This window comes from Bacillus sp. MRMR6 (assembly GCF_001940785.1).
Lineage (GTDB): Bacteria > Bacillota > Bacilli > Bacillales > Cytobacillaceae > Neobacillus.
This window is the reverse complement of the sequence record NZ_MSLS01000012.1, coordinates 54,537-78,864: the sequence shown is the minus strand read 5'-3', so window position 1 is coordinate 78,864 and position 24,328 is coordinate 54,537. Positions and strand designations below refer to the sequence as shown.

48 protein-coding genes and 1 tRNA gene are annotated in these 24,328 nt (G+C 38.7%); 1 reads left to right on the top strand and 48 read right to left on the bottom strand.

Features of this window, described 5'->3' with window-relative positions:
- The 48 genes from BTR25_RS13475 to BTR25_RS13270 all read right to left on the bottom strand — a co-directional run bounded on the left by BTR25_RS13475 (nt 1) and on the right by BTR25_RS13270 (nt 23,790).
- Nucleotides 1-348, bottom strand: coding sequence for a hypothetical protein (locus tag BTR25_RS13475; protein WP_075688563.1), 348 nt, complete (start codon nt 346-348; stop codon nt 1-3).
- Nucleotides 345-686, bottom strand: a complete 342-nt coding sequence (locus BTR25_RS13470; protein ID WP_075688562.1) for a hypothetical protein — start codon at nt 684-686, stop codon at nt 345-347. Before BTR25_RS13470 ends, BTR25_RS13475 begins: the two co-directional genes overlap by 4 nt.
- Nucleotides 683-1,009 carry a phage head-tail connector protein gene (locus BTR25_RS13465; RefSeq protein WP_075688561.1) on the bottom strand — a complete coding sequence of 109 codons (327 nt, stop codon included), beginning with the start codon at nt 1,007-1,009 and terminating at the stop codon, nt 683-685. The genes BTR25_RS13470 and BTR25_RS13465 overlap by 4 nt, the downstream gene beginning before the upstream one ends.
- A 2-nt stretch (nt 1,010-1,011) precedes the next feature.
- Nucleotides 1,012-1,380, bottom strand: a complete 369-nt coding sequence (locus tag BTR25_RS27645) for a hypothetical protein (RefSeq protein WP_075688560.1) — start codon at nt 1,378-1,380, stop codon at nt 1,012-1,014.
- A 21-nt stretch (nt 1,381-1,401) separates the two neighbouring features.
- Nucleotides 1,402-2,316, bottom strand: a complete 915-nt coding sequence (locus BTR25_RS13455) for a hypothetical protein (protein ID WP_075688559.1) — start codon at nt 2,314-2,316, stop codon at nt 1,402-1,404.
- A gap of 13 nt (nt 2,317-2,329) precedes the next feature.
- Nucleotides 2,330-2,986 (bottom strand): DUF4355 domain-containing protein, encoded by a 657-nt coding sequence (locus BTR25_RS27640; RefSeq protein ID WP_175596783.1) that lies wholly within the window; start codon nt 2,984-2,986, stop codon nt 2,330-2,332.
- A gap of 95 nt (nt 2,987-3,081) precedes the next feature.
- Entirely contained in the window at nt 3,082-3,264 is a 183-nt protein-coding gene (locus BTR25_RS13445) for a ribosomal-processing cysteine protease Prp (RefSeq protein ID WP_075688557.1), read from the bottom strand.
- Between the two features lie 43 nt (nt 3,265-3,307).
- Complete coding sequence (locus BTR25_RS13440; protein WP_075688556.1) at nt 3,308-3,580, bottom strand: DUF2829 domain-containing protein; 273 nt, start codon at nt 3,578-3,580, stop codon at nt 3,308-3,310.
- 3 nt (nt 3,581-3,583) lie between these two features.
- Nucleotides 3,584-3,886: a hypothetical protein gene (locus BTR25_RS13435; protein ID WP_075688555.1), complete on the bottom strand. Its 303-nt coding sequence runs from the start codon at nt 3,884-3,886 to the stop codon at nt 3,584-3,586.
- A 9-nt stretch (nt 3,887-3,895) separates the two neighbouring features.
- On the bottom strand, nt 3,896-4,201 hold the full coding sequence (locus BTR25_RS13430; RefSeq protein ID WP_075688554.1) for a hypothetical protein: 306 nt from the start codon (nt 4,199-4,201) through the stop codon (nt 3,896-3,898).
- Nucleotides 4,202-4,208: 7 nt separating this feature from the next.
- Nucleotides 4,209-4,379 carry a hypothetical protein gene (locus BTR25_RS27635; RefSeq protein WP_175596782.1) on the bottom strand — a complete coding sequence of 57 codons (171 nt, stop codon included), beginning with the start codon at nt 4,377-4,379 and terminating at the stop codon, nt 4,209-4,211.
- A 10-nt stretch (nt 4,380-4,389) separates the two neighbouring features.
- On the bottom strand, nt 4,390-5,292 hold the full coding sequence (locus tag BTR25_RS13425; protein WP_075688553.1) for a minor capsid protein: 903 nt from the start codon (nt 5,290-5,292) through the stop codon (nt 4,390-4,392).
- On the bottom strand, nt 5,292-5,546 hold the full coding sequence (locus tag BTR25_RS13420; RefSeq protein WP_075688552.1) for a hypothetical protein: 255 nt from the start codon (nt 5,544-5,546) through the stop codon (nt 5,292-5,294). The genes BTR25_RS13425 and BTR25_RS13420 overlap by 1 nt, the downstream gene beginning before the upstream one ends.
- The gene (locus tag BTR25_RS13415) at nt 5,546-6,868 is read right to left on the bottom strand and encodes a phage portal protein (protein WP_075688551.1); all 1,323 of its coding nucleotides are present in this window, start codon (nt 6,866-6,868) and stop codon (nt 5,546-5,548) included. The genes BTR25_RS13420 and BTR25_RS13415 overlap by 1 nt, the downstream gene beginning before the upstream one ends.
- A complete protein-coding gene (locus BTR25_RS13410) occupies nt 6,869-8,116 on the bottom strand; it encodes a PBSX family phage terminase large subunit (RefSeq protein ID WP_075688550.1) in 1,248 nt (415 codons plus the stop codon).
- On the bottom strand, nt 8,106-8,534 hold the full coding sequence (locus BTR25_RS13405) for a terminase small subunit (RefSeq protein WP_075688549.1): 429 nt from the start codon (nt 8,532-8,534) through the stop codon (nt 8,106-8,108). Before BTR25_RS13405 ends, BTR25_RS13410 begins: the two co-directional genes overlap by 11 nt.
- Before the next feature lie 52 nt (nt 8,535-8,586).
- Nucleotides 8,587-8,961 (bottom strand): PH domain-containing protein, encoded by a 375-nt coding sequence (locus BTR25_RS13400; protein WP_075688548.1) that lies wholly within the window; start codon nt 8,959-8,961, stop codon nt 8,587-8,589.
- A 207-nt stretch (nt 8,962-9,168) separates the two neighbouring features.
- A complete protein-coding gene (locus BTR25_RS13390; RefSeq protein ID WP_075688546.1) occupies nt 9,169-9,384 on the bottom strand; it encodes a hypothetical protein in 216 nt (71 codons plus the stop codon).
- Nucleotides 9,385-9,444: 60 nt separating this feature from the next.
- Nucleotides 9,445-9,579 (bottom strand): hypothetical protein, encoded by a 135-nt coding sequence (locus BTR25_RS28455; RefSeq protein WP_303046834.1) that lies wholly within the window; start codon nt 9,577-9,579, stop codon nt 9,445-9,447.
- Between the two features lie 27 nt (nt 9,580-9,606).
- Nucleotides 9,607-9,678: transfer RNA gene (locus BTR25_RS13385), tRNA-Arg, on the bottom strand.
- Nucleotides 9,679-9,762: 84 nt separating this feature from the next.
- Nucleotides 9,763-10,200, bottom strand: a complete 438-nt coding sequence (locus tag BTR25_RS13380; protein ID WP_139311239.1) for a helix-turn-helix transcriptional regulator — start codon at nt 10,198-10,200, stop codon at nt 9,763-9,765.
- On the bottom strand, nt 10,173-10,349 hold the full coding sequence (locus BTR25_RS27630) for a hypothetical protein (RefSeq protein ID WP_175596781.1): 177 nt from the start codon (nt 10,347-10,349) through the stop codon (nt 10,173-10,175). Before BTR25_RS27630 ends, BTR25_RS13380 begins: the two co-directional genes overlap by 28 nt.
- A gap of 47 nt (nt 10,350-10,396) precedes the next feature.
- Nucleotides 10,397-10,555 carry a hypothetical protein gene (locus BTR25_RS27625; protein ID WP_175596780.1) on the bottom strand — a complete coding sequence of 53 codons (159 nt, stop codon included), beginning with the start codon at nt 10,553-10,555 and terminating at the stop codon, nt 10,397-10,399.
- 51 nt (nt 10,556-10,606) lie between these two features.
- A complete protein-coding gene (locus BTR25_RS13375) occupies nt 10,607-10,798 on the bottom strand; it encodes a hypothetical protein (RefSeq protein ID WP_083652371.1) in 192 nt (63 codons plus the stop codon).
- A 181-nt stretch (nt 10,799-10,979) separates the two neighbouring features.
- A complete protein-coding gene (locus tag BTR25_RS13370; protein ID WP_075688544.1) occupies nt 10,980-11,948 on the bottom strand; it encodes a phosphoadenosine phosphosulfate reductase domain-containing protein in 969 nt (322 codons plus the stop codon).
- Between the two features lie 136 nt (nt 11,949-12,084).
- Nucleotides 12,085-12,324, bottom strand: a complete 240-nt coding sequence (locus BTR25_RS13365; RefSeq protein WP_075688543.1) for a helix-hairpin-helix domain-containing protein — start codon at nt 12,322-12,324, stop codon at nt 12,085-12,087.
- Nucleotides 12,324-12,449, bottom strand: coding sequence for a hypothetical protein (locus tag BTR25_RS28450; protein WP_303046833.1), 126 nt, complete (start codon nt 12,447-12,449; stop codon nt 12,324-12,326). Before BTR25_RS28450 ends, BTR25_RS13365 begins: the two co-directional genes overlap by 1 nt.
- Before the next feature lie 110 nt (nt 12,450-12,559).
- A complete protein-coding gene (locus tag BTR25_RS13355) occupies nt 12,560-13,027 on the bottom strand; it encodes a DUF1064 domain-containing protein (RefSeq protein WP_075688541.1) in 468 nt (155 codons plus the stop codon).
- Nucleotides 13,027-13,170: a DUF6011 domain-containing protein gene (locus BTR25_RS27620; protein ID WP_175596779.1), complete on the bottom strand. Its 144-nt coding sequence runs from the start codon at nt 13,168-13,170 to the stop codon at nt 13,027-13,029. Before BTR25_RS27620 ends, BTR25_RS13355 begins: the two co-directional genes overlap by 1 nt.
- Entirely contained in the window at nt 13,170-13,817 is a 648-nt protein-coding gene (locus BTR25_RS13350; RefSeq protein WP_075688540.1) for a dUTP diphosphatase, read from the bottom strand. Before BTR25_RS13350 ends, BTR25_RS27620 begins: the two co-directional genes overlap by 1 nt.
- Before the next feature lie 16 nt (nt 13,818-13,833).
- On the bottom strand, nt 13,834-14,040 hold the full coding sequence (locus BTR25_RS13345) for a hypothetical protein (protein WP_075688539.1): 207 nt from the start codon (nt 14,038-14,040) through the stop codon (nt 13,834-13,836).
- 114 nt (nt 14,041-14,154) lie between these two features.
- A complete protein-coding gene (locus BTR25_RS27615; protein WP_175596778.1) occupies nt 14,155-14,310 on the bottom strand; it encodes a hypothetical protein in 156 nt (51 codons plus the stop codon).
- 194 nt (nt 14,311-14,504) lie between these two features.
- Complete coding sequence (locus tag BTR25_RS13340; protein ID WP_075688538.1) at nt 14,505-14,732, bottom strand: hypothetical protein; 228 nt, start codon at nt 14,730-14,732, stop codon at nt 14,505-14,507.
- On the bottom strand, nt 14,725-14,979 hold the full coding sequence (locus BTR25_RS13335) for a hypothetical protein (RefSeq protein WP_075688537.1): 255 nt from the start codon (nt 14,977-14,979) through the stop codon (nt 14,725-14,727). The genes BTR25_RS13340 and BTR25_RS13335 overlap by 8 nt, the downstream gene beginning before the upstream one ends.
- The gene (locus BTR25_RS13330) at nt 14,972-15,346 is read right to left on the bottom strand and encodes a hypothetical protein (RefSeq protein ID WP_075688536.1); all 375 of its coding nucleotides are present in this window, start codon (nt 15,344-15,346) and stop codon (nt 14,972-14,974) included. Before BTR25_RS13330 ends, BTR25_RS13335 begins: the two co-directional genes overlap by 8 nt.
- Nucleotides 15,343-16,191, bottom strand: a complete 849-nt coding sequence (locus BTR25_RS13325) for an ATP-binding protein (RefSeq protein ID WP_075688615.1) — start codon at nt 16,189-16,191, stop codon at nt 15,343-15,345. The genes BTR25_RS13330 and BTR25_RS13325 overlap by 4 nt, the downstream gene beginning before the upstream one ends.
- Nucleotides 16,097-16,924, bottom strand: a complete 828-nt coding sequence (locus BTR25_RS27610; RefSeq protein WP_075688535.1) for a replication protein — start codon at nt 16,922-16,924, stop codon at nt 16,097-16,099. Before BTR25_RS27610 ends, BTR25_RS13325 begins: the two co-directional genes overlap by 95 nt.
- 172 nt (nt 16,925-17,096) lie before the next feature.
- Complete coding sequence (locus BTR25_RS13315; protein WP_075688534.1) at nt 17,097-17,750, bottom strand: Rha family transcriptional regulator; 654 nt, start codon at nt 17,748-17,750, stop codon at nt 17,097-17,099.
- A gap of 112 nt (nt 17,751-17,862) precedes the next feature.
- Nucleotides 17,863-18,030: a hypothetical protein gene (locus BTR25_RS27605; protein ID WP_175596776.1), complete on the bottom strand. Its 168-nt coding sequence runs from the start codon at nt 18,028-18,030 to the stop codon at nt 17,863-17,865.
- 39 nt (nt 18,031-18,069) lie between these two features.
- Nucleotides 18,070-18,771 carry an MBL fold metallo-hydrolase gene (locus BTR25_RS13310; RefSeq protein WP_075688533.1) on the bottom strand — a complete coding sequence of 234 codons (702 nt, stop codon included), beginning with the start codon at nt 18,769-18,771 and terminating at the stop codon, nt 18,070-18,072.
- On the bottom strand, nt 18,740-19,204 hold the full coding sequence (locus BTR25_RS13305) for a hypothetical protein (RefSeq protein WP_075688532.1): 465 nt from the start codon (nt 19,202-19,204) through the stop codon (nt 18,740-18,742). Before BTR25_RS13305 ends, BTR25_RS13310 begins: the two co-directional genes overlap by 32 nt.
- Before the next feature lie 42 nt (nt 19,205-19,246).
- The gene (locus BTR25_RS13300; protein ID WP_075688531.1) at nt 19,247-20,125 is read right to left on the bottom strand and encodes a recombinase RecT; all 879 of its coding nucleotides are present in this window, start codon (nt 20,123-20,125) and stop codon (nt 19,247-19,249) included.
- On the bottom strand, nt 20,125-22,107 hold the full coding sequence (locus BTR25_RS13295; protein ID WP_075688530.1) for an ATP-binding protein: 1,983 nt from the start codon (nt 22,105-22,107) through the stop codon (nt 20,125-20,127). The genes BTR25_RS13300 and BTR25_RS13295 overlap by 1 nt, the downstream gene beginning before the upstream one ends.
- On the bottom strand, nt 22,104-22,415 hold the full coding sequence (locus BTR25_RS13290; RefSeq protein WP_075688529.1) for a hypothetical protein: 312 nt from the start codon (nt 22,413-22,415) through the stop codon (nt 22,104-22,106). The genes BTR25_RS13295 and BTR25_RS13290 overlap by 4 nt, the downstream gene beginning before the upstream one ends.
- A gap of 124 nt (nt 22,416-22,539) precedes the next feature.
- Nucleotides 22,540-22,881 (bottom strand): YqaI family protein, encoded by a 342-nt coding sequence (locus BTR25_RS13285; protein ID WP_075688528.1) that lies wholly within the window; start codon nt 22,879-22,881, stop codon nt 22,540-22,542.
- On the bottom strand, nt 22,881-23,231 hold the full coding sequence (locus BTR25_RS13280; RefSeq protein ID WP_075688527.1) for a hypothetical protein: 351 nt from the start codon (nt 23,229-23,231) through the stop codon (nt 22,881-22,883). The genes BTR25_RS13285 and BTR25_RS13280 overlap by 1 nt, the downstream gene beginning before the upstream one ends.
- An 11-nt stretch (nt 23,232-23,242) precedes the next feature.
- Nucleotides 23,243-23,512 (bottom strand): group-specific protein, encoded by a 270-nt coding sequence (locus BTR25_RS13275; protein WP_075688526.1) that lies wholly within the window; start codon nt 23,510-23,512, stop codon nt 23,243-23,245.
- Between the two features lie 41 nt (nt 23,513-23,553).
- Nucleotides 23,554-23,790, bottom strand: a complete 237-nt coding sequence (locus BTR25_RS13270; protein WP_075688525.1) for a helix-turn-helix transcriptional regulator — start codon at nt 23,788-23,790, stop codon at nt 23,554-23,556.
- A gap of 153 nt (nt 23,791-23,943) precedes the next feature.
- Between BTR25_RS13270 and BTR25_RS13265 the strand changes: the two genes are divergently transcribed.
- Nucleotides 23,944-24,309, top strand: coding sequence for a helix-turn-helix domain-containing protein (locus tag BTR25_RS13265; RefSeq protein ID WP_075688524.1), 366 nt, complete (start codon nt 23,944-23,946; stop codon nt 24,307-24,309).
- Nucleotides 24,310-24,328: the final 19 nt, after the last annotated feature.

Sequence of the window (24,328 nt, the reverse complement as noted above, 5' to 3'; positions counted from 1 at the left end):
TTACTCCTTTAACTTATCTCTTAGATCTTGCTTATAAATGGGGCGTTGTGTGTCTACATTTTGCTTTAGATAATACTGCCCTGGTACATATCCACCACTTCTTGTTCGATGCCCATATTCAACGTGAGGGGCATAGTGTACCCCATATCCCATTTCGTCTCCATTATATCTAGCGGACTTTCTCAATTGCCCGCCACCAGTATAATCCCCTACTGGTGTACCTCCAGCTCTTTGAGACCTGGTGAATATATCACGCACATTCTTTTTACTGACAGCTTCAAAATCAGCAGCACTCTTTTCGAGTAGCTTTCTCCCCAACTCGTCAGCACCTATCCACTCAAATCTCATAAGCTTTCACTTCCGTATCGATTCACGATTAAAATCCGCCAACGGGAAGTGTCATCGCCTTTGATTTCAGATATGTCGTGGTACTTGCCGTCGAACTTAATTTTGTCAGCGAGTAAGAGGTCCGTTTTCGAGGCCTTCGTAATAATCTTTCTATTTTCCACTGTAACGCTACGCTTATTGGCTGCTAAAGTGATATTGTCAGCCGATAGCTCCTTGTTGGTCCAGCTAGAAAACATGCCTGTCGATTCTCCTAATAGCACAAGCGTGTTAATTGGATTGTTAAGATCGTCTACGCCTGTTTGCTGATTCACATATAAAAAAAGAGGTGTGAAGATCATAAGAACCTCAACACCCCTCTATTACGATTATCTGCTTTTTCCTTCAAGGCTAGATATCTAGCAAAATCCGTCTCATATTCTTTTAAAATATCATCGACAAAGGCAACACTGAACGTGTCTACATTCTCTGTTTTGATACCCTCGTGATATAACTTGTTGTGCATTGCGCAAATCACTTCTACCGCGATTGATTCTAGCTCTTCTGGAAACGTTGATACGCCCAGGCGCAATTTAATGCGGTCCGTTGCAGTCGTTTCCAACTCGTCCAGCAATTCAGGTTTAATATCAGGCTTTCGGACAAAAACCCTATCCTGTATGGCCATTGCTACTCACCACTTTCTAATGCGACAAGCCCTTCTTCAATAAAACCTCGTAATCTTGCTTCATAATCAGCAACCTTTTCTGATTTTCCTTTAGTCGGAGCATCTTCTCCGTTTAGGTTTTCTTTGATGAAAGAAAGCAGCTCATCTTTTTTTAAATCTTCCAAGTCTATACCTGGTTCATCATCTTTTGGAGCTTCTTTGTCTTCTACTAGTTTAATAAAAGGCTGTTTCCCTTTATTATTTCGAGAAGATAAGGCCACCACTCGTTCCTCACTCGGCTTAAACCCTTCACGAGGGTAGGACTGGCCTACCTCGTAAAGTCGTCTGTTATCTTCAATATCAAAGAAATTCTCGATAACTTCATAAGACATTATTTATCTCCCTTTCTATCCTTAGACAGTCTGTGCAATTGATACTTTAACAACCCCGTCAAGGCGTTCAGCAAACAATTTAACCCCCGATAAGGCTACTGTTTCAGCCGTTAAGTTTTGCTTTTGGATGTCGTGCGTAACACCGATATATCCAAGTTGGTCAGTCGTAAAGTCGAATGCCTTATTGATTTCTCCACCTGTGATTTGAACGTATGCTAGTACGATGTTTTCTGGAGCCGTGGCATAAACCGTCCCTTTTGGTACAGATGAGTTAATGATTACTAAATCTACACCAGCGAAGTTCTGAACGTATTGTAAGCCGAACGCAGTTTGGACAGATAAATCAGCCTTTGCTAAGTGATCTGCGATGTCCATAGGGTTAACGAATGTTACCGTTTGTGCAGCATCATCTTCGAATAACACTTGCACTTTACCCCAGGCTTGAGCAAAAGCACCTTGTAATGTTTCCGCAGTTGCAGTCCCAGTACCTGTAGCTAAGAAATTGAACAGATCCGTACGAATACCCTTTTGAATTTCTTTTAAAAGCTTATCGTCTGTTTCGATAATCGCTTGATCATATCCATGCTTTTGAATGGATTCAACAGAGGCAGCTTTACGGAATTTCTTGAAAGAAAGCTCGATAGATGGTCCAGGTTCTGTCGTTACTTTAGAAAGTGGAATGGTTTCACCTTCTCCGACCGCAAGGTCCGATGCCATTGTCACCTGTGAAGTGTACGTTTTAATGGTCATACCGTTTGCAACCGGCATTTTGCGAGTAATTCCAAGCGCCTCTACTAATTTTGTTAAGTTATCCTGGAATCGCTCTACAAAGTCGATAGATTGTACGATTGCTAGATCACCGGTTTTAGTTAAGTTTGTTTCTGCAAATTGCTGGATGTTTAATGGCATTAAGAATTTCTTAGACTGATTTTTCATGGATTATTCCTCCTTAGTTTGTGAACAAATGAATGTTCTCTTGAATTAATTTTTGTCGTTTAATTGAGTCTTTCTCTTTCATGATCTCTTCTTTCGAAGCGATCTTACCCGCAGGCGTATTCCCTTTTTTAGGTGGCGTGCCTGCTAATGATTTTTTGATACCTTCTTGCACCTTCGTTTTGATCAGCTCTACAAAAGCATTCACCGTTTCTGTAGTCTCATCTGCCGTTTCCTTCACGACAAAAGAAAGTACTTGCTCATCTGCAACAATCTCATGTTCTGCAAGCATTTTAGCCGCTTCCTTTGACATGGTGTTATAAGCATCTTTTCGTTTGTATTCTTCTAATTCATTTTGAAGTTTTTCAAACGCGTACTGTCTTTTCTGCTCTTCATTCATCTTAGCGAGCTTCTCAGCTTCAGCAATTGCCTTTTCTGCTGCTTTCTTTTCACGAGCAACACGGCGCTTAATTTCAGCTTCAAACTCTTCCTGAGTGTAGGTCTTGGCAGGTGGTTCTGGTTCAGGTGCCGGTTCCGGATTGGGTGCTGGTTCTGGCTCAGGTGACGGTTCCGGATTAGGTTCTGGATCTGGATCAGCGAATAATTTAATATTTAACGGCAATAAAAACTTTTTTGATAAATACTCATCGCTCATATAGTTGTTTAATTTCATATACATTCTCCTCACTCTTTATAGCCTTGGTGGGCTCTTATTTAACGCATATAGCTTTTTATGCCTTCAATACGGTTTGGGCAATAAAAATAGCCCTATTCAGGACTTTTAATGGTTATTTGTAAATCATCGGGATATTGCTCGGATAATTCTTGTAAAAAGCGGACTGATGATTGCAACAAGGTGGAAACTGAGGCACAAACAATGCTCTTCGTATGTCCGGCAGCTTCAATCTTCATATATCCATCCTCACCAACGGTCACTTCAATTTTAGTCATTTGATTTCCTCCAAAAAAGCACTATCTGTAAGGCAAGGCTTATTTATTTAATGACTTCCCAATCTTCTGCTAGAATATCGCCAATAGAGGGAACCCACATTGAATGTGAACCTTGTGCATTTTTAATTTGAAGGTAAGGTTCCACTTTGAATAAATCACCCTCATTATGTCCCCACGCTTCTGCTGTTTGTTTATTGGATGGGATCCCTTGCGGATAACCTTTTTGATAAACAACAAACATTCCTTTACCATTCCAGCCTAAACGAAATATCTTTTCACCCTGTTTTGCATTTTCTATTGCTTGTCCAAAATTCATTTTCTATTCCTGCTTTCCAAATGATAGTTTGTTATCTTTTAACACCTGGTAAAGTACTCTCGATGCTCTGCTCACTATCTCTTCTTCATTTTCAATCACACAGCCGGATTCATAAAAAACTCCATGAAGTATTTCGTGTATTAATGTTTCTTCTTTCCTCTGTTCCGGTGAACCTTTTAAAATTTCAATAGTAGCTTGATGGTAGTCTATTTTCCCTGCATAGTTGGTATTGCCATCTATAATAACAACTTCTTTTTCTTCCACACTGTATTCAATTCCGCCTATCTTCACTTTACTTGGAATCATATTTCACCTCTAGTCGGTACTAGTAATTATTAAACCCTTTAAATTATCCATCTCATTTTTAATTACTATTTCTAACTCTTTAATTTTTGATTTTATTTTATCATTCTGTTTCTTTGTTTTTGCAACTCGTAAATCACGGTATAGCATTCTGATAGATGCTTGATTCTTTCTAACACTCTGATTGGTGCAAAAAGCAATGTATTCCTTATCACAATTAGGACACACAAAAAAGTTTTTCTCGATGTTGTCCTTAGCGATTTCAGTCTGCAGATCAATTTCAAACTCTTTTTTACACTCATCACAAATCACTTTCAATTTATTTTCACCTCTCTTTAATCTTCCAGTTCTCTTTTTTAACATTGTTTTCTAATTCAACAAGTAATTTCTTTCTCTTTCGCTCAACTGTAAAGGAGTAAATAAAATAGGTTGCCATAGCTAACAAGGTTAAGCACCAAATAACATTGACTATATCTCCAAGCGTTATAACGATCATCTTCTCACCTCTAATCATTTTCAATCGGAATCGTTGTTGCTCGGCACCAGACATGCATAGTAGGAAAGTTTATCCCTGCTTTTGCATCTTTAATATTAAACTGCTGACCATTTAGACTTTTGCATACCGTGCTCGTTCTATGATCCAACACTGAGCTGTATTCATAGCGTTCAATCCCTGCATCCATAAACGCATGTTTATTGGCCTGATTGGTTACAAACGAGCTTTCGGTAACCGCTAACCTTAAAGCTTCTTTAGCACCTACACCCATACGACGTTCCAGCACTTTTGCCATCTGCTGATAACTATCCCCTCTGATAATCCCGTCTCGAATCTCGTTATTTAAGGTGTTAATCAGTTTTTCTTTATTGCCCCATATTCGGCTGGAGAAGTTACCGCCATTTACCCACGCCTCGTTTAGCGTCTGTTGCATGACAATACTGTTTACAGCAAAAAAGGAAGGTGCGTTTTGCAGTCCTCCCATTGTGGATAGATATCCGCTTTCGTATGCCTCTTTTAAAAGTTTTTCCATTCCCTTTTGCTCAAAGGCTCCGAGCTCGAGTAGTTGTTGTCTAACAGATAGCTGCAATCCTTCCAGCCGGTTGAGTTTGTAGATACTCTCACGGATAGGCATTAACTCTGCATACTGAGGAAATCTTTTGGCAAAGGACTCATAATCCTTGTAGAGCAGATCACGTTGAGCCTTGGATAGCCCGAGTACCAATTTTCGGTATTCGATGACATCATCCTTGCCGTACCTGGCATAATAACTAGCAATCTCTTTTTTTATGCTTTCCTCAGTGCGAAGGTATTCCTTACGCATCTTCTTGTCAAACATGTTGTTGCGTTTATCCTGAGCATCGAATAATTGCTCCATACGTTTTTCCCAGTAAGTTTTTCTTTCGTTTGCCATTATAATCTACTCCTGGCGACCGCCATTCGTGGTTTACGGTTTAGTACTTGGCTAGTTAAAATAATCTTATTGGGCACGTACCATCCTGCTTTGGTTTCTTGTTCTGTTTGCTTCTTCTTGAAAAATGCCTTTATGCCCTCCAATACCTCACTTGCATTTTCCCAAATAATCTTTAGTGCTTCACCTACGGTCCTCATTGCTGCCACACACTTCTCTAATAATTCCTCAAGTGCCATTACGTAAGAGTCATTCATCACTCTTCACCTCCAGGAACAAAATCCCCATTAAGATCCGTATTAAATCCACTGTCACCAGACTCAGCTTCAATACGGGCCATTTCGTCTTTTACGTTATCCACAATAGATAAGACTCTCAACTGTGTTTCTTTGCTTACCACGCCTGCTAGTTTGCTTGCTGTCTCGGCCTCATCTGCGGTATTCCGTGGGATATTGCGAGTAAACGTAAAATCAAGGTTTCTCCACTCGTCTTTCTTAGATGCTTCCATGTTGGTGGGAAGGTTGAACACCATTTTAAAGCGTCTATTCTGCCCACTAGTAAACTTTCTTTCCTTCATCGCGGCCATGTTTTTCATCGGCTGCAGCTTGAATTCAAGTGCCACTCCGGACGCTTGCCCAAATGATTCATCGTTAATGTTGGCCACCATGCTAATTTGATATATCAATCGCTCTAGCCTATCCAGTAAATGCTCCTGGCTCGCATCCCCATTCGGCTTTTCCATAAACTCCGCAATAATGTCTTTGATGTTATCTGATCCGAATAAATTAATAATTCGATTATCCCGGATACTTTGTAGACTAGATTCTTCTAGCTCTACACCTAAGATTTTCAAATAGGCATCCGCAAAATAATCCACATCATTTGCTTTTTCGGAAATTGCTTTGTCATAGGCGTTAATTAGAGATTCAACCGATTCAAATATGGATTGCCTTTCCTCATTCTCGATATATTCGATGATAGGCACATCTCCATAATAGTGAGGTTTGTTGTCTGATAAAATCAATCCATCTTTACCCTCAGTAATCGTTATTTCCTTTGTTGCTGTAAATAATTGACCTTTGATGCCATCATCCGTGTTTCTATATCTGACCCCAAATAAAGGCTTTTGTGCGATCGTATCATCATAAACAATAAACATATCTAGGGGATTGTTATAGGTGCAGCAGGTTTCTGATAGCTCGTTTTGATAAAGCAACTCAAATCCATGACCATAAATGGATGAAATCTTGCTTAATTCCGCCAGGTTATCATCCATATCGTTTAATTTTAGAAATGTATCCGTTCGTTCATTTATCCCCTCGTCATCGTGAGCAATCTTTACTGGAATTCCAATGAAATAGCCGTTAAAGGTGTCTGTAATGTATTTAGCATAGTTAACGACCAAACGATTATCCGGCTTATAACTATCTTTTGCTTCTCGATCTAAGATAGGCGCCTTGCTCTCATATAGATTTTTCAACCGGTTATAGCGGGGTACTTCTGCCTGGTGTTGCTTAATAAATTTATCTACAACCTCGGAAGTAATTTCTTCCTCTGCTGGATAGGTAAATAAAGGCATTTACAAGCCTCCTTTGAAAGTCTTAATCTTGACCTGGTTATGGATATTTTCAACAGCATACCTGCTCGCATCTAGTACGTGGTTGTAGCTATCTACCGGTATGTTCGTGTATTCGTTTGTATTTTTATCTTTCTTCCAGGTGTAGTTCTCAAGCTCCTCAATCAGCTTCACGCAGCGCTCATCAACAATAAACTCATACTGAGATAAGAACTGTATACCCTGAATAACGCTGTCAGGTGCTTTCTTGGCTGATCGTATTCGACTAACACCCGAGCGTCTTATTTCCTCGATGGATTTCTTTTCTGCTGAATCAGCTGTGATCACTTCCTTTTGATACCCTAAATCGATAATGGCTTTTGCTAGGTGATCGTTAAGCAATCCCTTTCTCACGTATTCCTCTAAAAAATAAATACGCTTATTCACCTCATCCACTTTCAAATGGATAAAAGCTGAGGGGTCGTTAATGTACCCGAAGTCGAGACCAAAATAAGAAGGCAGCTGAGCCAGTTCTTGACGATTTAGAAGTCTTTTCTCGTATTTAGGGAAGACTAGCTTATCGAGTGTAGCAAACTCCCCCAACGCATAAATCTTGTAGTATGCGGGGTTTCTGTTTGCCAGGTCTTCAATATTCGCTCGAGTAGAATCATCCAGGAATCGATTATCTTTATACGTCGATTGAATGATTTTGGTATTCGAGTGATTATTGATAAAAAAATACGAATAAACCCAGTTCACTTTGGACACTGGGTTAAACATTAAATATATTTGCCTTTGTTTGTGGCCCTGGTCACGCAAACGTAATGTCAGCTGCGTGTAATCATCTAGGGTAAACTCGGTAGCTTCCTCCATGACAATATCAGATAAACCCTTAATGGATTTAATCTTTTCCGGGTTATCCATCCCTTTGAAGATTAGCGTCGCTCTGTTAGGCAGTACAATGCGATAATCACTCATGTTGACCTTACACTTACCAAGTACCCCATAACTGCTTAAACACGCCTGTACGTCCTCGAAAATGGAATCCTTGACAGTTGCTGCTACTTTACGCAAGAAAAGAATCCGCCTCGGTTTAGTCCAAGGTTTCAACGCCTTTAAAATAACCTTCTGTACGACACCGTGACTCTTACCACTAGAGGCACCTCCGTAATGAACTTCGGTGAAAGTGTCGTAATCCTCTAATTGGTCGTAAATCTGTTTGTTAAACACTTTGCTGGGCTTTGGAAAGTTTAAAACAATGCTACTCGTCATCCCACTCACCTACATTTATTTCGAGGTTCGTGTTTGTCTGGTCTATTTTATCGGTCCACATTGCGTAGCGTTTACCTAGCATTTCTGCGGCCTTGATTCTGTCTTTGGCACTAACTGCGATGTCATCAATGGTTTGGGCCCCTTCGCCAATACCCCGAAGTATTTCTTCTTGTTGCTCTCCTCGTAGAATGGACGTTAGATATTCCATGATCTCCTGTTGATCTGCAACCTTCTCAGATTTAATTTCTTCGAGGCGTTTATCTATATAAGTTTTTATACTCACATTTTCCATTAATTTGCTAGCGTTACCTTTTGCATAAGCCTTGCTATAACCGGCTTTAATAGCTGACTGATAAATGTTTCCAGTGATGATATACTCATCAGCAAAGCGTTGTTGTTTAAGTGTTAATTTACTCATGGCATATCACCACCTCGCTTTCAGACAAAATAAAAGAGCCCTGGTTAGGCTCTTATAAATCAACTCTATATGAAACGCCCGCAGCTTCTCTCGCATCTCTTGCGGCGCTTCTGATTTTTTCTCTCACGTCATTGGGGTTTTTAATTCTTTTTAGGACTAACTTCGGACTTGAAGCATCGGTGCTAATAATTTCAATATCGCCCACGTCGATGATTTTGTCCTTTAACTTTTGCATAACCGTGATATCTTTAATCCTATACAGTTCGATATCGTTTTTGGTTGCTGTCATAAGTCCTTGCTTCGCGATCTTTAATCGTTCATTCGTTAATTCGTATCGTTCGGTTGGAATCTTTAAAAATCCTTCTTTGTTCCCTTTGAGACCGAATAAATAGGTTTCAAATTCCAATAAAGTTTTTTCTTCTCTCATCTATGTTCATTCTCCTTTTTTATCGTTCTATATGTTATTCGATAAAAGGAGAAATATTCCTTCTTGTCCGTCATGCTAATCAAACTCTCCAACTCAATCGCTTCTTTCCAGTACCTGACCTCGCACGCCAGCCTTCTGAATGCCCCGTCAACTACATCCTCACCGCCTCCAAATAAAAAAGCACCCATAAGGATGCTTGCAATTTTTTTACCAATCCAATAATTTAGATTCCGCTTTAATAAAAACAATATGACTCGGATTAATCCATGTGTTTGGTTCAATCTCAATTAGCGAATTTAATAACTCAGTCCCTTCTTCGTTAAAAAAAGTAGACAAATACTCTTCGATATCATTCTTTGTTTTTATTACGAGTGGTTTTTCTCTATTACTTAAAACAACATTAATAATATTAACTCCTAACATAAGATCCCCTCCTCAGATAAATATATGTCTGAGATAAAAGGATTATATTTCACTTAAATCTTATTTCCTTCTCACTGCACCATGGACTCTTTTATAAGTTTCACGCCTGGTACCCATTAATTCCTCTACATCTTTCCTGCTTAACTTCTCCTTATTCATAGGTGACTTCTCTTGCTGTTGTTTATCTTTTTTCATATAAACATCACCCACCCTTTATAGTTAAGCCCCTTCCAGGATTCGAACCCGGACTAACAAGATAGAAGCATGTTGTGCTGTCCATTACACTAAAGAGGCACAAAAAAAGACGGCACTGATTAACAGTACCGCCGTGTTTAGAAATCTCTGATAAATTAAGCTTTGCATAATTTTAGGTATATGTCAAAATGTGTTGTCAGTTACTAGTTTGTCTACAATATCAGACCGTATTTTATCAATCTGTTGCCGACTCAATCTCATGGCCCTGCTAATGGCCGATAAGCTTAAACCATCCAGCAAGCAATCCAATATTTCAATCTCTTTATGATCAGTTAGCTTTTTACGTTTAGTATTGATGTAGTTTACTTTATTCGTATAATCAGAGATACGCTTAAAACGTTCATTTCTGCGCACAACTTCATTTTCAAGTGCTTTGGATACTAAACCCTTTCCGCTTGGCAAGGATGCTTCTACACCGTATTGCGCGACTCCTTTAAAGTCTACACCCTCTAAGTTATCCTCGTAATGACGAATAATATTAATCATATCTTTATAGTTATCAATCATCTCATAAATATCATACTTATTATAAGCTACTGTTTGTTCCAAACCATCAGACACCCCAATCCATAACCGTACTCTTTATTATCACTCGCTCTTGACCAGCCGCGGTCTTCATGAGCTTCTACTACCTGTTTAAGTTTGGTATCATTCAAGGCATAAACAACCTTTTTTAATTGTTTGGGTCTACCATCTTTCCAACTGCCCACTTGATCCCTCCTTTTTCGTCCATCTTACTTCGGATTGTGAACTAAAACTAATACAGACGAATAACAGTTGCTAAAACTGCAATCAGAAACTCTCTTTCTTCTTCTTTGATGTTTTCGTTCATAAAAATATAGTTGTGAAGCTGTTTAATAACAGCACTCTGCTTTGTAGCAATACGCTCTAATTCTTCTTTAGAGATATCATTCATTCGATTTTCACCTCTTCCTTTTCTTCACTTTTTGTTTCAAGACTTCCCTTCTTACTCTTCGTTATCAATAGCGTAAGCCAATGTCCAGCGATCTGGATTCTTGCTTTTTTCTGCTCTCTTTCTCCTGTCTTTGGCTGCATATGTGTAGATCGTGGTAATCTTCACTCCTAAGGTTTCCGCACATTCAACCACATCGCCAACGCATAATAATTCTTCGCCTTTATATACTGCATATTCTTTCAATGTGGTTAACCTCCTTTGAGTCGATTTACTTACTAGTTTTGGAATACATAGCAAATGCTTTTTCCAGCTCTTTATCCCTTTTCGTTTTACAAGGATGACAAATTCTTACCCCGTCCACTATTTTTGTTTGACTACCTTTAACTAGTTGCATGCAGTGACTGCAGCTAATGTATCTCATAATTCAATCATCCTCTCCTTCATAATCGACAAAGCAACCACAACCACCAATATCCCAAATATCACACTGAACCGGTTCTTTCTCCAATTCTTCTAATGACTTGGTTTTCATGAATGTATATGGTTTTTTAATTGGATTACCTTTGCTGTCTTCACCAAAGTTCCACCGTCTGCCGTATTCACTGGTTTCTAAGAAATGCTTTATCTTTTCGGACTTTTTCCCATAGCTTACAAATTCCCAAACATCGTTATAGAGATAATCTTTTGACTTTCCGCTTTTGATTGCCGGTTGTTTGCAATACCGTATATACTCGCTGATAATGATTTCTTGTTCCATTAGCTCAATAAATGTCTTTTCGTCTTTCATGAGCAAGTTTTTAAAATGCCCTTGTCCAGCCTTCACGCATCGACCTTTGCAGTTGTTGTGAGTAAATTGCATGTCATAGAGTCTCGGCTGCCGAATTCTATATTTCTTCAAAACTTCATCATTATTAATCACGTTTTCTATGAGAGGCATCTCTACCTTAAACGGTTTCCAGTTCGCCCTTATAGGTCCTTCTCTGTGCATTTCCTCAAAGCCTATTCCAAAATATAGGGTTGCGCCCTGGATAAATTCCTCTGACTTTAAGTACTCTTTGTTGTGCCACTTCTCAATCTCAGGTACGATGCCTTTCTTTAGGTAATTGGATGAAACTTTCATCTTCAGTTCTTTGCTGCATGTGCCTACTCGATTGTTAGCCATAAACCTTTGCTGGACCATGAGCTGTGGTGGTGTAATGCCCCGGCTATGAATCAGTAAGGGTAGCGTCAATTTGTCGCTTGCCTCGTGAATGAAACGATAAAGATCTTCGTCTTCCCAAAGGGTATCAGTGAAGTACAAAACGATATTGTCGTTTGGATATTTGGTTTTCGCATAATCAGCTACTGAGAAACTACTCTTACCACCGGAGAAAAAAATAATATGGTTTTGCACTCCTAGTCCTCCCTAATCATGTATTTTTTGTGTCATATTTTGTAAAACGTTTACAAACGTATATTAGATTGCTAGTCTTGTAGATGGGCCAACTTGTAGTACACTCTTGCTGTTTTTCATAACAGCAAGAGTTTTTTTATTTTCCAAACTTGCTCATAACATGGAATCGGATTTTATCAGCTGTCTTTTCGCCTATTCCAGACACTTCTTCAAGGTCAGCCAGTAGATTTACCACACTTTCAATATCTTTCTTTCGCTGTTCAGCTGCCCCTTTATTAAAACCGCGATCTTCTGCTAACTGCTCCAATAACTTCAGATTTACATGAGACACATTGGGTCGTATTTCCCTTTTTATTTTTCTGGATAAGCTACCCATTAAGGATACCTGCTTTCACCCAATAATTTCGCCACGCTAATTTGAAAGCTGTTTTTTTCAATTTCTTTCTGGCGCTTAGTGATTGCCTTTTTAAGCCTTCTTTTCCGCTTTACTTTTTTTGGCATTACCATCCCTCACCTTCGCTATTTTGGTACCGCCTAATCTCTTACAATCCATTCCGAATCGACTAGAGCAATTTTTAAATAGAGGGCAGCGATAAAAACAAGCAGCCCATTTATCCTCTTGTTTCATCCATGCTGTTCTGTCGTCTGCGATTACCACCATTACTTCCAGATTCCTTCACAGCCTTTCTCAACTTTCGATTTTTTGCCAGCTGTTCTAGCGTGATCCAGCCCCCATCTATCTTGGAGTATGTAACCAGTGAAAGTGTATGAGGAAATCTGTATTCAAAAAGCTTTTTCTTCAGCTTGAAGTCGGTAGTCTCAACTCCTTTGCAATCGACTACTTCAATGCTTCCGTCTAAATGGTGTATTTCAAAATCAGCCAGATAATCGATTCGTCGATATTTCTTGCCGTTCTTTTCAAAGGCTTCTTGCAGTAAATAGCGAGGTTGTATACGGAAAAATAAAATCTGTTTATTTGCTTCAAGCCATTTCAATTGTTTGAAATACCTAGCCTCAAGCTGAGAGTCAAAAATATGACCCTCAAACTCTACTTTTTTTGAACCATATTTACTTCCCATTACTCCACCTTCAAATCGGCCATTAACTGGTTTTCATCATGATTATCTTTTAATTTTTCCAATTTCTTTTCACACACAGGACCGATACCCTTGGCAACACTTTTCTTGCTCCTTAACGGACGATTACAGACCGGACATATCATTAATAGCCGTCCTCCTGCCTCTTATGATTCACTGCATTTTTAGCAAAGTAAGCTCCCTCGATTTGCTCTTGTGTAAAGTCAAAGCCGTTAATTCCAATGTTCAGAAACAATATCCAAGCCATTCTGAACCAGTATTGGTTAGCCTGATAACCCGCTATCTTGGCATCCTTTGAATATTTGTGCATATAACAAGTGTTTAGATGGTATACCATTTCGAGATAATAATCGGTTAAATTATTATCAAACTCTTCCGGATCTAATTGTTCTTCATAAACCCATAGAGCATCTTCCCAACCTTTTTGAATGGCAATGGATAAGAAAAAGTGAACACCATCAACGAATTCCACAAGAAGGGGATTAAATATCTTGCCAGTATGTTTACAGTTACTACACCAAACTCGATTTCCAGCGAACCAGAACCCATTTCCTGAACACTTCGGACAATCTATAAGAGCATTAACGCCATGTTTTGGCACTTTGTTATCACTCCAATGTTTAAACCAACGACCTTCATTTGCAAACTCACCAAGCTCAACCTGTAAAGCTAAGACTGTATTTGGAAATAACTCTTGTCCTTCCAGTCCTTTTTCTTTAATAATCCGTTCATCCAATGCTTTCTGCATTTCTAACATTTTTTCTAAATCCACTTAACTCTCCCCTTTCTTATCGAAACCATTTATGGTCAGGATGCTCGATATCCACTTGGTTCATTTCCGCGATGACCAATTCGAATTTTAATTCGTTGTAATCTAGTTCTTCGATGACTTTCCCTTGCTGTGAATGAGTGACACCTAATTCTTTTAACCGTTCCAGTACAATCTGCTGCTTCATATTCTTTTTTAGATTCATAGCTTTTAAGAGTACACCCAATACATCCACCTCAGCCTTTCAATTTTGGATTCTGAGACGTTTTTCTTTGTTGTGAGTACCAATGTGTCAAAGTCATTTAAAACCTTTAACAAGCGTCATACTTCGAAATGCGTATCAAACCCACCACTTAAATAGGCGGTTTAAGAAATATTTTAATTTGCTTGATGGTGTATAAACATGACCGCAATTATGACATTGAACCACTTCGTTGTAAGGATTCCAATACACCGAATTCGTTTCAACAACTTTGTCACAACAAACCTTTTTCAATGTTTTCCCTCCTTCACTTTTTGGTTCAACGATACATTTCCGAATAACATGAACCACAAGTACCTTCCACCGCAAACCCGTTAGGCTTGCCACACTTTTTACAAGTTTTAGATAAGGTATTCCACGTTTTATCGCAATTGGGACATTCTAAGGTAACGATCAACTGTTTATGTTTCACCACCGTGCCAACCGTTTTACACTCTGGACAATTGGGTACTGTTTTGATATTCATTGATTACTCCTTTCAGCCTGGCAACCTCTTGTGCAAGGGCAGTGTTTTCTTTCAGCATTTTTTCGTAAGTAGCAAAACGGGATTTCTTCTTTAATTCAGCAATTTCATTTCTTGCTCTTAAAAGCTGCGCATCATAGTAATTGATTTCCACCTGTTGCTGATCAATTAATTTTTGCGAGTTTTTATCCATGAACATCCACTCCTAACCGTTTGCCTAGTTCACAGAACCACTCAAGATCGCCTGTTTCTACAGCTAGATGCTGCATGGCTAGTAAATCCTCCTGAGGGATTTCTACTGGGGCTAAAGAAATTTGGTCGAAGGTTCGAATGACTACCCTCCTGCCAAAGTGTGCCGTCACACCATCAACAAATACATTGGAAACCGTACCAAACGTGCCGCTATTGTTATCAATAATCCAGTCGCCGCTTTTAAACATGATTTTCGCTCCCTTCTACATCCTCAGGCCTGACATAATAAAGACCTTTCAAATTACAAGCCACTAAGTATACATTTTCAAAGGTAGTCTCTATCGAACGATATCGACCGTCTGGGGCATATTCACCTAAATAAAAATCTCCTTCTACCCAATCCAAGAGGTTCGCAACGCTGATTTTTCTTTTTCCAACAACGATGCCTTCTTTTGCCTTTTCAAATTTTTTTATCACGCGTTTTTTTACCCAAATTGGGTCACCGTCTTCCCATTTTTGTTTTTGTTCAGGTGTCATCAAGTCTGGATTGTCTGGAAGGTATTCATTAGATTTAACTAAGATTTTAAAGGTGGTAACTTTGTCACCTAGTTTCATTCCTCTACACCCACCAATCTATGATTTAAAAGCTTTCGATCTCCTTTAATCACAACCGTATAATTTTTGCTCATTTGATAAATCCGAGTGCCTAATGCCTCATCGATATCGCACAGCTCGTCCACCGTCTTTTCTGACGAAATCATGATTGGCTTATGGTTAAGGTATCGATAGTTAATAACAGCGAACATTTGCTCAATTTGAAAGTCTGTAGGATCCTTTCTCCCTTTGAATAAATCATCAATGAACAGGATTCCGACACGTTTCATTTTCGTGAGTTTTTCCTCCAGTAAATTGAAATCATCCTTCAAGTCATTGAAGCCTTCCACAAACGGGAAGTATAAAACACTGATTTGTTTTTTCATGATTAGGTTATTAGCAAGTGCTGTCAGTAAATGTGTTTTGCCAGCTCCTGGCTGCCCCAATAGACTAATAGAGTTACATCTTTGGTCTTTAATATGGTCAAACGATTTATAGTAATCTACGGCACACTGGTGAGCTTTCTGAATGGCTTCAGGCTTTCCCTCCAAGGTAAAGTTGCCAAATGTCATCTTCTTAAACTCATCCGTAATCTCGCTAAACTTCATAAGGTGAGTAGCTTGCCTTTTAGGAGCACACACACAGTCCTTTAAGACTTCATAGAACTTTAATGAACCATTGGGCCATTTCTTTTGTTCTCCGTCAGGAAGGAGGTCTGGAACCATTTCCAGAAGGAAACCTTTATCCTTACAATTTGAGCAGTTGTAATGCTCAGTATCTGCCGACTTTATCACCGAAGAAGTTGAATGGTTCTTTTTTACTCTCTCCTGCAGTTCTGCCAGTACCTCTGCGATACTTCTTGCCATTGTTTTGGACCTCCTCGCCTTGAAGATTCTCTAAATCTGCAATACTCTTTACTCCTTGTTTCTTCCAAGCTACTAATTTTTTATAGACATAAAGCCAAGTTTTACCGTTTCCTCTTGCCGTTTCTTTAATTGCCGCTATAATCATTTCTTCTGGTTGATCAAATCCAAAGTTATCGATGACGTCCGCAATATCGTCACGAAGAAATTCTGTAATTTCCTTTTCACCGAGGATTTTGCTTTTTTCCAAAATATCTAAAATACGATTCACAGCTATATCCCCTTTTACTACTACATCTTTTTTCTTTATATTTTCTTTATTATTTCTTTTTTGGTTGTCAGTTTCGCCCATGGTGGCATTGTCAGTTTCGCCCATGGTAGCATTGTCAGTTTCGCCCATGGTCGATTTCACCCATGGTTCGATTTCAACCAACCATTGATCATAATTTTTGTTAAATGATAATTTTCTGTAACTGCCATTTTTGATGTTTTGATGAATGATTTTCTTATCCTCAAGCACCTTTAGCTCTCTTCGAATATTTCTTTTATCTAATCCTGTTCCTTCGCTAATAAATGATAATGACATATCATGTTCTTTTTTCTGAAAACCGTAAGTGCACCGCCATACAAGGAAAAGGATTCTATATTGAGTGGGGCTTAGCTTGATTCTAGCAATATGTTCTAAAATGTCGTTAGCAATCCTGGTGTATCCATGTTCTAGTTGAACGTCCGCCAAGCCCATCACCCCTAAATTCTTGGTATAATTCTTGTACATCGTGATATATTAATAATGTGTTATTTTGTAAGGACCTCTGTTGGCGCAGAGGTTTTTTATTTTTCTGCAGTAAAATCCCCGATTATCATACCCATAACGAATGCGAACAAAATTAGAAAGAATATACCTAATATCATGACACCCTCCTTGGCACCCAGCCCTCTATGTACCGGATAGCTGTCTGCATATCCTTCCTCTTGATGTCTTTATAGCTGGTTACTGCAAAACGATCCTTAATCTCTCTATGAAGCTCGCTAAATAGCTTTTTTCTAAACTCTTTATCAGTTTCCAATTCGTAAACCCTGCAATTAACTGCCCTTTGAATGCGACGCTGTTCCCCGTGATCTAAGGTAATTTGATTTTCCACCATGCCTCGAACCTCTTTCACTTCTTCTTTGACAACAGCAATTTCTTCTGCAGCTTCTAAAGATAATTTCATCGATGCCATAAGTTGTTCTTTATCCGAGAGAATTCTAGGCTTCTTTAATTCGTGTTCCATTCGTTCAAATTCATTGATGTAAGCCTCTTTAAATTTCATAGCCTCTTTCCCGGTGTAACCCATGGCTAAAAGTGTGAAGCCTTTTTGGTTCATGTAGTATTTTGGCAGTTCCTTATTTTGAGAATTAATGTAAGAGGACTCCACGAAATTGTGGACTCTAAATTCCTCACTACAACCTAAATCTCGAATATCTTGAAGCACTCTGTCGTGCCGTTTTCCAAAAACCTCTGCGACAATTAGTGAGTCTGTAACTGCTTGATTGCTCTCAATAAATACTAATTGGTTCATTTCGCCCTCTCCTATGCAACAAATTATTTTCTATACTTTGTTTCGTTCATCAAATTTCGCAATTAGGTTAAAAGAAAAGAGGTTTATAACCTCGTATTTGTTCGAATAGTGGCTATTCTTCATCTTCAAATGTTTCAATTTCCACACTAGAACCGAAAATAATCTTTAATTTACTTTTAGCTTTTTCAATATCACCGACCAAATGAATAGTAGTACTTTCATCGCCTTCTAATTCAAATACATGTTCATAGGCTAAATCATTAATTTGAACCCATTTCATTTTAAATACCTCCTCTATTATTATCGTTACTCTTGGTTTCTAAGGAACAAAAACCACTTTCCCGGTTAGTTCCTGTATTTCTCGTTTAAATAGATCCGCATCTGAATTTGTATCTGAAAGATGCAACAACCAAATTTCCTGTACCTTGGATAAATCATTTACTTTTAAAAATTCCTTCACGTTCTCCAAACTGAAATGTGACCGCATTAACCGTTTTTTCCTACCCTTATCAATAATTCCAGCAGCTACATTTTGATTAAGGATTTCTTTGCTATAGTTGCACTCTACAAGAACGTGAGTAAGTCCCTGGAATTTATACCGAATAAAGTATGTGTCTGTAGCGAAAAGCACCTTCTCACCTTGTTTGTTCGCTAAAAGAAATCCAATTGGTTCAGAAACATCATGCTCCACTTCAAAAGGGAGTATCGTCCATGTACCTATCTGGAATTGCTCACGGGCTTTAACAGGCTTCACTCGATGGTTGTTAATCCTAAGAGTCTCAAAGGTGCCTTTCGAAGCGTATACGTCAATTCCAGCCTTCATAACGTCATTTATGGATTTGCTGTGGTCATTGTGATTATGAGAGACTAAGCACCCTTTAATCTCCGAAGTTCTAAAATTCAGTTTTTTTTGAATCTCTTTCCATGCTATACCGCATTCTAGAAGAAGCTTAGTTACACCGTCATCAATTAAATAGGCATTCCCTTTACTACCGGTTGCTATTGCATTTATGTCGAGCATAGTATTTACGACCCTCCATTGGAGTTTCAAACATTCGTTTTGCATCCCAGCCATTTCTAAGCCTGCTTCTTAGTGTGTAATAATTGAGACCTAATTCTCTTGCCCACTCCGCAAGGCTTTGTATCCTGCCTTTATATTCAATTTTTTTAGTTCTTCGAGTATTACCCATTTGAGTAGATTGATTTGCCCACCTACAGTTATTTGATTCATAATTCCCATCATTGTTCATTCTGTCTATACTCAAGCCTTCGTTGTATCCATTTTCAATAGCCCAAGAATAAAACGGTTCAAAAGATTGCCATTCCTCACAAACTTTAATTCCACGATCGCCATATAGTTCATACCTTGGATGATTCGGATTTTGACACCTTTGACGCATTTCAATCCAGATATAATGCAATTTCGTTCCTGATTGGCAATGAGTTTTAGTCATTTGCTACCTCCTTATCAGAGGGGGAAAATCCCCTCTTTTCAATCACCAGTCAGGACCGCCGGCACTTACAGGTTCCTTCTCAAGCTCCCTATCATCCAGTAACTCCTGCTGATTTGGTCTTTCTTCAAACTCAATATCAATGACTTCACCATTAGCGTTACTTCGAATTTCTTCTTCTAGTTCTGCTTCTTCTGCTGCTTCATCAGCTCGATTAACGTGTTGCATGACTAAGCTGCTATCATCAGAGGAATTCATGAACTTTTTACATGCACGATTAATGACGGTTTTCTTTGCCATTTCACCTTTGAATTCATCATGCGTACTTCCATCTTTTTCTACTGCCTGACCCTTCGCCCAAAATTGCGCTTTGCTCCAGGCTTTTCTGATTTCATCAATCGTCATTAATTCGTGATAAACGCTTCCGTCATCCATAACGATGGTTGCATAAGCTCCAATCACTTTGTCTTTGTTGATGTTTCCGAATTTCTGTTTATGGGTAAGATTGGTGATACGGCCGTTTACCATTTCGTAGTCAACATCGTCACCTTCATAAATGACAGCTGCATCAATGCTCTTTGCTTTGGCTACACGTTTGGTAACGGCCATGGTACCAAAATAGGACCGTTGAAAAACTAGCGAGTTTCCGTATACGATAAAATAACCTTGTTTCTTCGCTGGATTTAAACCTTGAACCACCATATCTAAAAGTGAATTGGCTACACTATCTTTCGTACATACTTCCAAAGCAGGTTTCCCATTTCTATCCTTAATGGTTTGTAACAACAGCCATGCTGATTTCATAGCATTCTCCGGGCTATAATTAGCAGGGAAATGAAGTTCGTTTTTTTCTTGAAACTCTTTTACCTTTGCCGCAACTACATCAACCGTATCTTTCTTGATTAGTGCTAATTGATTACTCATTAAATTGCCTCCTCTAAGCTACTTTCTATTTGCTCAACCCTAAGTGTCTTATCATGTTCTGAAACGACCAGGCTAACTACCTGCGCCTTTGTGTCAATCAATTTCGTAACGGCTTCTGCATTATCAACGAAGATAGGAGCTGAGAATCCGTAATGCTCTGAAAGAGTGTTTATGATATCCAAGCCGGAATTAATGCGAGCTGCATTGTTCAATCCTTTGTCATATGGCACTCCGTTGTATAAAGTCTGACAGGTTTCTGTTAATCCGCCGTTTATTTGCTGGTCAAACAATTGGAATGTTACGTATTTGAACTTGCTGTTGATGCGATCTTCCAGTAGATTTACCTTGGTTCGGATAAATTCTTCTGTGAGGTATAGCTCCTCTTCCAGCTTTTCAAACTCAGCAGCAAGGGTTCTTTCATGGTTTTCAAGTTCAAGTATTCTGGCTTGAGATTGAGCCGCTACTGAGAACTTCCCTAACTCACCTTGAAGAAGATCTCTTTTCATCCTTAATTCGGAATCTTCCGTTTGTATTGACAGGATGGATTGGTCTGCGGCTTCCCTTAAATTGCGAATATCACTTTCGAGTTGTTGTTTATCTGTTATTTTTGTTGAGTAGAATGGATTCTCTAAGATATCCACAACAGAACTTTCTAATGTGGATAAATCATCCTTTTGTTTCGTAACTAACTCCTTTTTTTCTAGGAGTTGACCTTCAATTTTTTCAATTTCTTTGTCAAATTGGTCATTGGCATTTTTTAATTCATTGAACTTTTCTTTTGATTGTTTGCCTTTCTTGTTGATTGATTCCAGACGTTCAGATTTAGTCTTATTAAACTGTGCCAAGGCTTTATCTCTAGCCGCCTGAACTTGTTCCTCTGGTAGTGACTGTCCGCAAGTTGGACAACTGCAGTCCGATTCATGAGTGAAAACTTGTTCGTTCACCTCGTGCCATTCAGACCTAAGCTTCTCCATACCGTCGTTCAGATCTTTGGCCGCGTACTGATTCATCTGCTTTCGTTGCTTGATTGAATCAACCTTAGATTGAAGAATGGTAGCGTTTGAACTTTCTTCTTGAATCCGTGCTTTTAACGAATAAACCTTATCGTTCGAAGTCGCCTGGTGCTCCTGTTTAATTTGCAACATAGCGATTTCAATTTCTTGAATTTCTTTTTGCTTCGCCGAAATAGCACTGCCGTTGCGAATGTTATTAATGAGTGTCATTTTTTCATCAATATCGTTGTTTAACTGAGTTATTTCAGCTTCCAGTGATTGCTTTTCGATTACATCCAATTGAGGTAAAGATCGTTTAATTTCATCAATACGGACAGGGATTTTATCCAATTCTTTGTTGATTTCAGCACGACGAGCTGCAATAATTTTTCTTTGGTCCTCAATACTGCGACCGTTAAGTATTTCATCAAGTCGAGAGAGCTGATGATTGGAAGCAATCACTTCATCTGTTGTTATGTCTCCGCAAATTTCAAGCAACGTTTTCCGACGGTCCTGCCACTTCACTTGATCATTAAAATAAGATGGCGAAGTGAGTAATTTGAAAATATCCTCTTTGATGATGGAATCTACTTTCGCAGTGTATTCTCCTTTCTTAGAAGGGACCCCATCCACAAAGTAATCGGTGGTATGACCTGAAAACTCAGATGTTGCAGAACCACGCTTCTTGGTCCATTTCTCGGTATACAGCTTCCGAAGAGTTAAATCACGTCCGTTGTAGTTGAACGTTGCTTCTACTTCATGTTCCAGTCCGTGAAGCTCCTTACCACCAGCTAGTGTTTTAATGGCGAAATCCTTTTTGTTCTGGCTGTCTTTATCGAATAGCAACCAAATAAAGCTATCGAAAATCGTAGTTTTGCCCGTAGCATTATCACCGAAAATCCGGACATTTTGACTATTCATTTCAATGACTAATTCACGAACACCCTTGAAATTTCGCAATGAAAGACGAGTGAGGGTTAATCGATTCATAGAGTGGTCACCTCCTCTTCCAATTCTGCTAATTGTTTTAACAGTTTTGATTTATAATCTTCTTTACTTGGTTCGTAAAAAACGGCTGCATCAAAACCACTAGGCCCTGTTAATACTTCAAATCCATAACTTTGATTTTTTTCTGAATGTCTAATTTTTGCACCAGTTAGTTCAGCCATTCGTTCAATGATTTCCTTACCAGCAGATTGACTAATTACACCGTGGAAAGAAACGTGTACTTCTGCTCCTTTTTCCATTGCCTCACGGATGATTACTAGTTTTTCATCAATACTCATTTCTTTTCTCATTGTTATTCCTCCTCAAATTGTTATTTGATTAATTGGAGGGCATCATATAAAATAAAAGTAAGTTTTGGTTTGGCGTTGATTCTATATGACACGCTCTCGATTCCGTGTTCTTAGCACGGAATTTTTAATTGGCTTGCATAAACTGAAATCCATATTCTTCATGCAGTACCTTTTCTAAATCCTGCTCCGCGAATACTTTTAATTGGAACTGATCCAACACCACCCCCATTCCGTGGAGATTGAAGAATTTAAAATCACATCGTTCCACTAAGTACCGCTTTAAATGCTCCTTTAAGATTAATTCCTCAAAATTAGCTTTATCGATGACAATTTCATCACCTTCGATCACTTCAAATCCATAAAAATCAATCCCACAACATTCATGTTGTTCCAGTACACCTTCTAAACCGCATTGTTCCAGGTGCCTCCACTGACCATCGAGGACCAGCCGGTTTTCGAGTCCCATTAACAGTTCACTCCTTTGATTTTAATATTGAATAAATCAAGCGTAATCTGAATGCCTTCCAATTGACCCGCATGAAAAGTACCGCTGGCCTCAGCAATATATTTTTTGTAAAATCTCTGTGCATCTTTGTATATCTGCACCATTTTTTCCTCTGGACTAGGTTCAATTTCGAAACCCACATACAATGCACGGATAAGCGTATCAAGTGTTATAGCGTTTAATGATTCGCATTCATCCACCCACTCAGCATCAGTAATCTGAATTTTAATCAATTCCTCTTTGCCACCTGTGTAAGTATTCAGCCAATATTCAATGGCTTCTGCCTGCTCCTTAGTTAAAACGACCTTCATTTTCTTTCCCCCTATCTACTTGTTTGTTCACTCAACCACTGAAGCAAAAACTTCTTTGTTGCATCGGCTGGAAACAGCCATTTATTGCCGACTTTGTGTTTTGGAAATCTTGGATCATAAAAGAATGTATCCAAGATGGTGTTCCAACTGAGGCAAGTTCTTCTGATAAGTTCCTTCCGACTCCAAAAGACTAAATCTTTTTCAACATCCTTGAGCATTTCTTCAATTTTTTCTAAACAGAGTTGCTTTACTTCTTGCTCGTCAACGTTGACTTGCAGCATGTTGATACCTCCTCTCATGAGTTGAATAGACAATGGACAAACTAGGATGTGGTGGCTTCATTACCGCTGGGATGTTTCATTTCGTTACCTTGGTTTTCAAAAAAAATAGTCCAATCAAAGCCAATTGCATCACCGATAGACTTAGCAACCTTTACACTAGGAGTTCTATCTCCTGATTCAATCATAGTGTAGTAAGCGCGTTCGATTTCACATTTTTCAGCGACTGAATTATGCGTTAAACCTCTTTGTACTCGTAATTCTTTCAGCCATGTTCTCAAATTGTATCACCACCTTGTAACGTTTCGTTACTCTTAGTATAGTATCACTTCGTTACCAAGTCAATACATATCAACAAAAAAAGTTTCAATTTGTTACAAATTGTTTAAAGTAACTATCTGTTACAGTATTATAGATAAAAAGGGGTGATACCATTGCTTTCAGAAAGACTTTCTAAACTTAGAAATGAAAATAATAAAACTCAAAAACAAGTTGCTGATTATTTGAAAATCACTAGACCAGCTTACACAGCCTATGAGCGTGGTACTCGCCAACCGGATTACGAAACTCTTCAAAAACTTGCTGATTATTTCAATACAACTACCGATGACCTTCTGGGGAGAGAAACCAATGACCAAGGAAAAGAAAAGTCTGCTGAAGAATTAATTGAAGATCCGCAGCTGGGGTTATGGTTTAAAGAAGGAAAAAGGTCGTCTGCTGCTAACAGACAAAAAGCATTAGACTTTTTAAAGTATTTAGAAGAACAGGAAAAAGACCGTAAACCTGGGGATAAACAATAATTAGCCGATTGGCTTTTTA

What these genes read in the sequence shown, in the direction of transcription:
- BTR25_RS13465 (WP_075688561.1), bottom strand. Translation starts at nt 1,009, where the DNA reads ATGGCCATACAGGATAGGGTTTTTGTCCGAAAGCCTGATATTAAACCT.
- BTR25_RS13455 (WP_075688559.1), bottom strand. Translation starts at nt 2,316, where the DNA reads ATGAAAAATCAGTCTAAGAAATTCTTAATGCCATTAAACATCCAGCAA.
- BTR25_RS13295 (WP_075688530.1), bottom strand. Translation starts at nt 22,107, where the DNA reads ATGAATCGATTAACCCTCACTCGTCTTTCATTGCGAAATTTCAAGGGT.
- BTR25_RS13420 (WP_075688552.1), bottom strand. Translation starts at nt 5,546, where the DNA reads ATGAATGACTCTTACGTAATGGCACTTGAGGAATTATTAGAGAAGTGT.
- BTR25_RS13390 (WP_075688546.1), bottom strand. Translation starts at nt 9,384, where the DNA reads ATGTTAGGAGTTAATATTATTAATGTTGTTTTAAGTAATAGAGAAAAA.
- BTR25_RS13285 (WP_075688528.1), bottom strand. Translation starts at nt 22,881, where the DNA reads ATGGGACTCGAAAACCGGCTGGTCCTCGATGGTCAGTGGAGGCACCTG.
- BTR25_RS13315 (WP_075688534.1), bottom strand. Translation starts at nt 17,750, where the DNA reads ATGAACCAATTAGTATTTATTGAGAGCAATCAAGCAGTTACAGACTCA.
- BTR25_RS27640 (WP_175596783.1), bottom strand. Translation starts at nt 2,986, where the DNA reads ATGAAATTAAACAACTATATGAGCGATGAGTATTTATCAAAAAAGTTT.
- BTR25_RS13440 (WP_075688556.1), bottom strand. Translation starts at nt 3,580, where the DNA reads ATGAATTTTGGACAAGCAATAGAAAATGCAAAACAGGGTGAAAAGATA.
- BTR25_RS13280 (WP_075688527.1), bottom strand. Translation starts at nt 23,231, where the DNA reads ATGAAGGTCGTTTTAACTAAGGAGCAGGCAGAAGCCATTGAATATTGG.
- BTR25_RS27625 (WP_175596780.1), bottom strand. Translation starts at nt 10,555, where the DNA reads ATGAATGATATCTCTAAAGAAGAATTAGAGCGTATTGCTACAAAGCAG.
- BTR25_RS13445 (WP_075688557.1), bottom strand. Translation starts at nt 3,264, where the DNA reads ATGACTAAAATTGAAGTGACCGTTGGTGAGGATGGATATATGAAGATT.
- BTR25_RS13405 (WP_075688549.1), bottom strand. Translation starts at nt 8,534, where the DNA reads ATGAGTAAATTAACACTTAAACAACAACGCTTTGCTGATGAGTATATC.
- BTR25_RS13330 (WP_075688536.1), bottom strand. Translation starts at nt 15,346, where the DNA reads ATGAAACTAGGTGACAAAGTTACCACCTTTAAAATCTTAGTTAAATCT.
- BTR25_RS13355 (WP_075688541.1), bottom strand. Translation starts at nt 13,027, where the DNA reads ATGGGAAGTAAATATGGTTCAAAAAAAGTAGAGTTTGAGGGTCATATT.
- BTR25_RS27645 (WP_075688560.1), bottom strand. Translation starts at nt 1,380, where the DNA reads ATGTCTTATGAAGTTATCGAGAATTTCTTTGATATTGAAGATAACAGA.
- BTR25_RS13410 (WP_075688550.1), bottom strand. Translation starts at nt 8,116, where the DNA reads ATGACGAGTAGCATTGTTTTAAACTTTCCAAAGCCCAGCAAAGTGTTT.
- BTR25_RS13435 (WP_075688555.1), bottom strand. Translation starts at nt 3,886, where the DNA reads ATGATTCCAAGTAAAGTGAAGATAGGCGGAATTGAATACAGTGTGGAA.
- BTR25_RS27605 (WP_175596776.1), bottom strand. Translation starts at nt 18,030, where the DNA reads ATGAAATGGGTTCAAATTAATGATTTAGCCTATGAACATGTATTTGAA.
- BTR25_RS13335 (WP_075688537.1), bottom strand. Translation starts at nt 14,979, where the DNA reads ATGTTTAAAAGCGGCGACTGGATTATTGATAACAATAGCGGCACGTTT.
- BTR25_RS27620 (WP_175596779.1), bottom strand. Translation starts at nt 13,170, where the DNA reads ATGATATGTCCGGTCTGTAATCGTCCGTTAAGGAGCAAGAAAAGTGTT.
- BTR25_RS13365 (WP_075688543.1), bottom strand. Translation starts at nt 12,324, where the DNA reads ATGGGTAGCTTATCCAGAAAAATAAAAAGGGAAATACGACCCAATGTG.
- BTR25_RS13300 (WP_075688531.1), bottom strand. Translation starts at nt 20,125, where the DNA reads ATGAGTAATCAATTAGCACTAATCAAGAAAGATACGGTTGATGTAGTT.
- BTR25_RS13325 (WP_075688615.1), bottom strand. Translation starts at nt 16,191, where the DNA reads ATGGCAAGAAGTATCGCAGAGGTACTGGCAGAACTGCAGGAGAGAGTA.
- BTR25_RS13400 (WP_075688548.1), bottom strand. Translation starts at nt 8,961, where the DNA reads ATGAGAGAAGAAAAAACTTTATTGGAATTTGAAACCTATTTATTCGGT.
- BTR25_RS13290 (WP_075688529.1), bottom strand. Translation starts at nt 22,415, where the DNA reads ATGAGAAAAGAAATGAGTATTGATGAAAAACTAGTAATCATCCGTGAG.
- BTR25_RS13470 (WP_075688562.1), bottom strand. Translation starts at nt 686, where the DNA reads ATGATCTTCACACCTCTTTTTTTATATGTGAATCAGCAAACAGGCGTA.
- BTR25_RS27635 (WP_175596782.1), bottom strand. Translation starts at nt 4,379, where the DNA reads ATGATCGTTATAACGCTTGGAGATATAGTCAATGTTATTTGGTGCTTA.
- BTR25_RS13425 (WP_075688553.1), bottom strand. Translation starts at nt 5,292, where the DNA reads ATGGCAAACGAAAGAAAAACTTACTGGGAAAAACGTATGGAGCAATTA.
- BTR25_RS13475 (WP_075688563.1), bottom strand. Translation starts at nt 348, where the DNA reads ATGAGATTTGAGTGGATAGGTGCTGACGAGTTGGGGAGAAAGCTACTC.
- BTR25_RS13310 (WP_075688533.1), bottom strand. Translation starts at nt 18,771, where the DNA reads ATGCTCGACATAAATGCAATAGCAACCGGTAGTAAAGGGAATGCCTAT.
- BTR25_RS13305 (WP_075688532.1), bottom strand. Translation starts at nt 19,204, where the DNA reads ATGACTAAAACTCATTGCCAATCAGGAACGAAATTGCATTATATCTGG.
- BTR25_RS13275 (WP_075688526.1), bottom strand. Translation starts at nt 23,512, where the DNA reads ATGCTGCAAGTCAACGTTGACGAGCAAGAAGTAAAGCAACTCTGTTTA.
- BTR25_RS28455 (WP_303046834.1), bottom strand. Translation starts at nt 9,579, where the DNA reads ATGAAAAAAGATAAACAACAGCAAGAGAAGTCACCTATGAATAAGGAG.
- BTR25_RS13340 (WP_075688538.1), bottom strand. Translation starts at nt 14,732, where the DNA reads ATGGATAAAAACTCGCAAAAATTAATTGATCAGCAACAGGTGGAAATC.
- BTR25_RS28450 (WP_303046833.1), bottom strand. Translation starts at nt 12,449, where the DNA reads ATGCCAAAAAAAGTAAAGCGGAAAAGAAGGCTTAAAAAGGCAATCACT.
- BTR25_RS13415 (WP_075688551.1), bottom strand. Translation starts at nt 6,868, where the DNA reads ATGCCTTTATTTACCTATCCAGCAGAGGAAGAAATTACTTCCGAGGTT.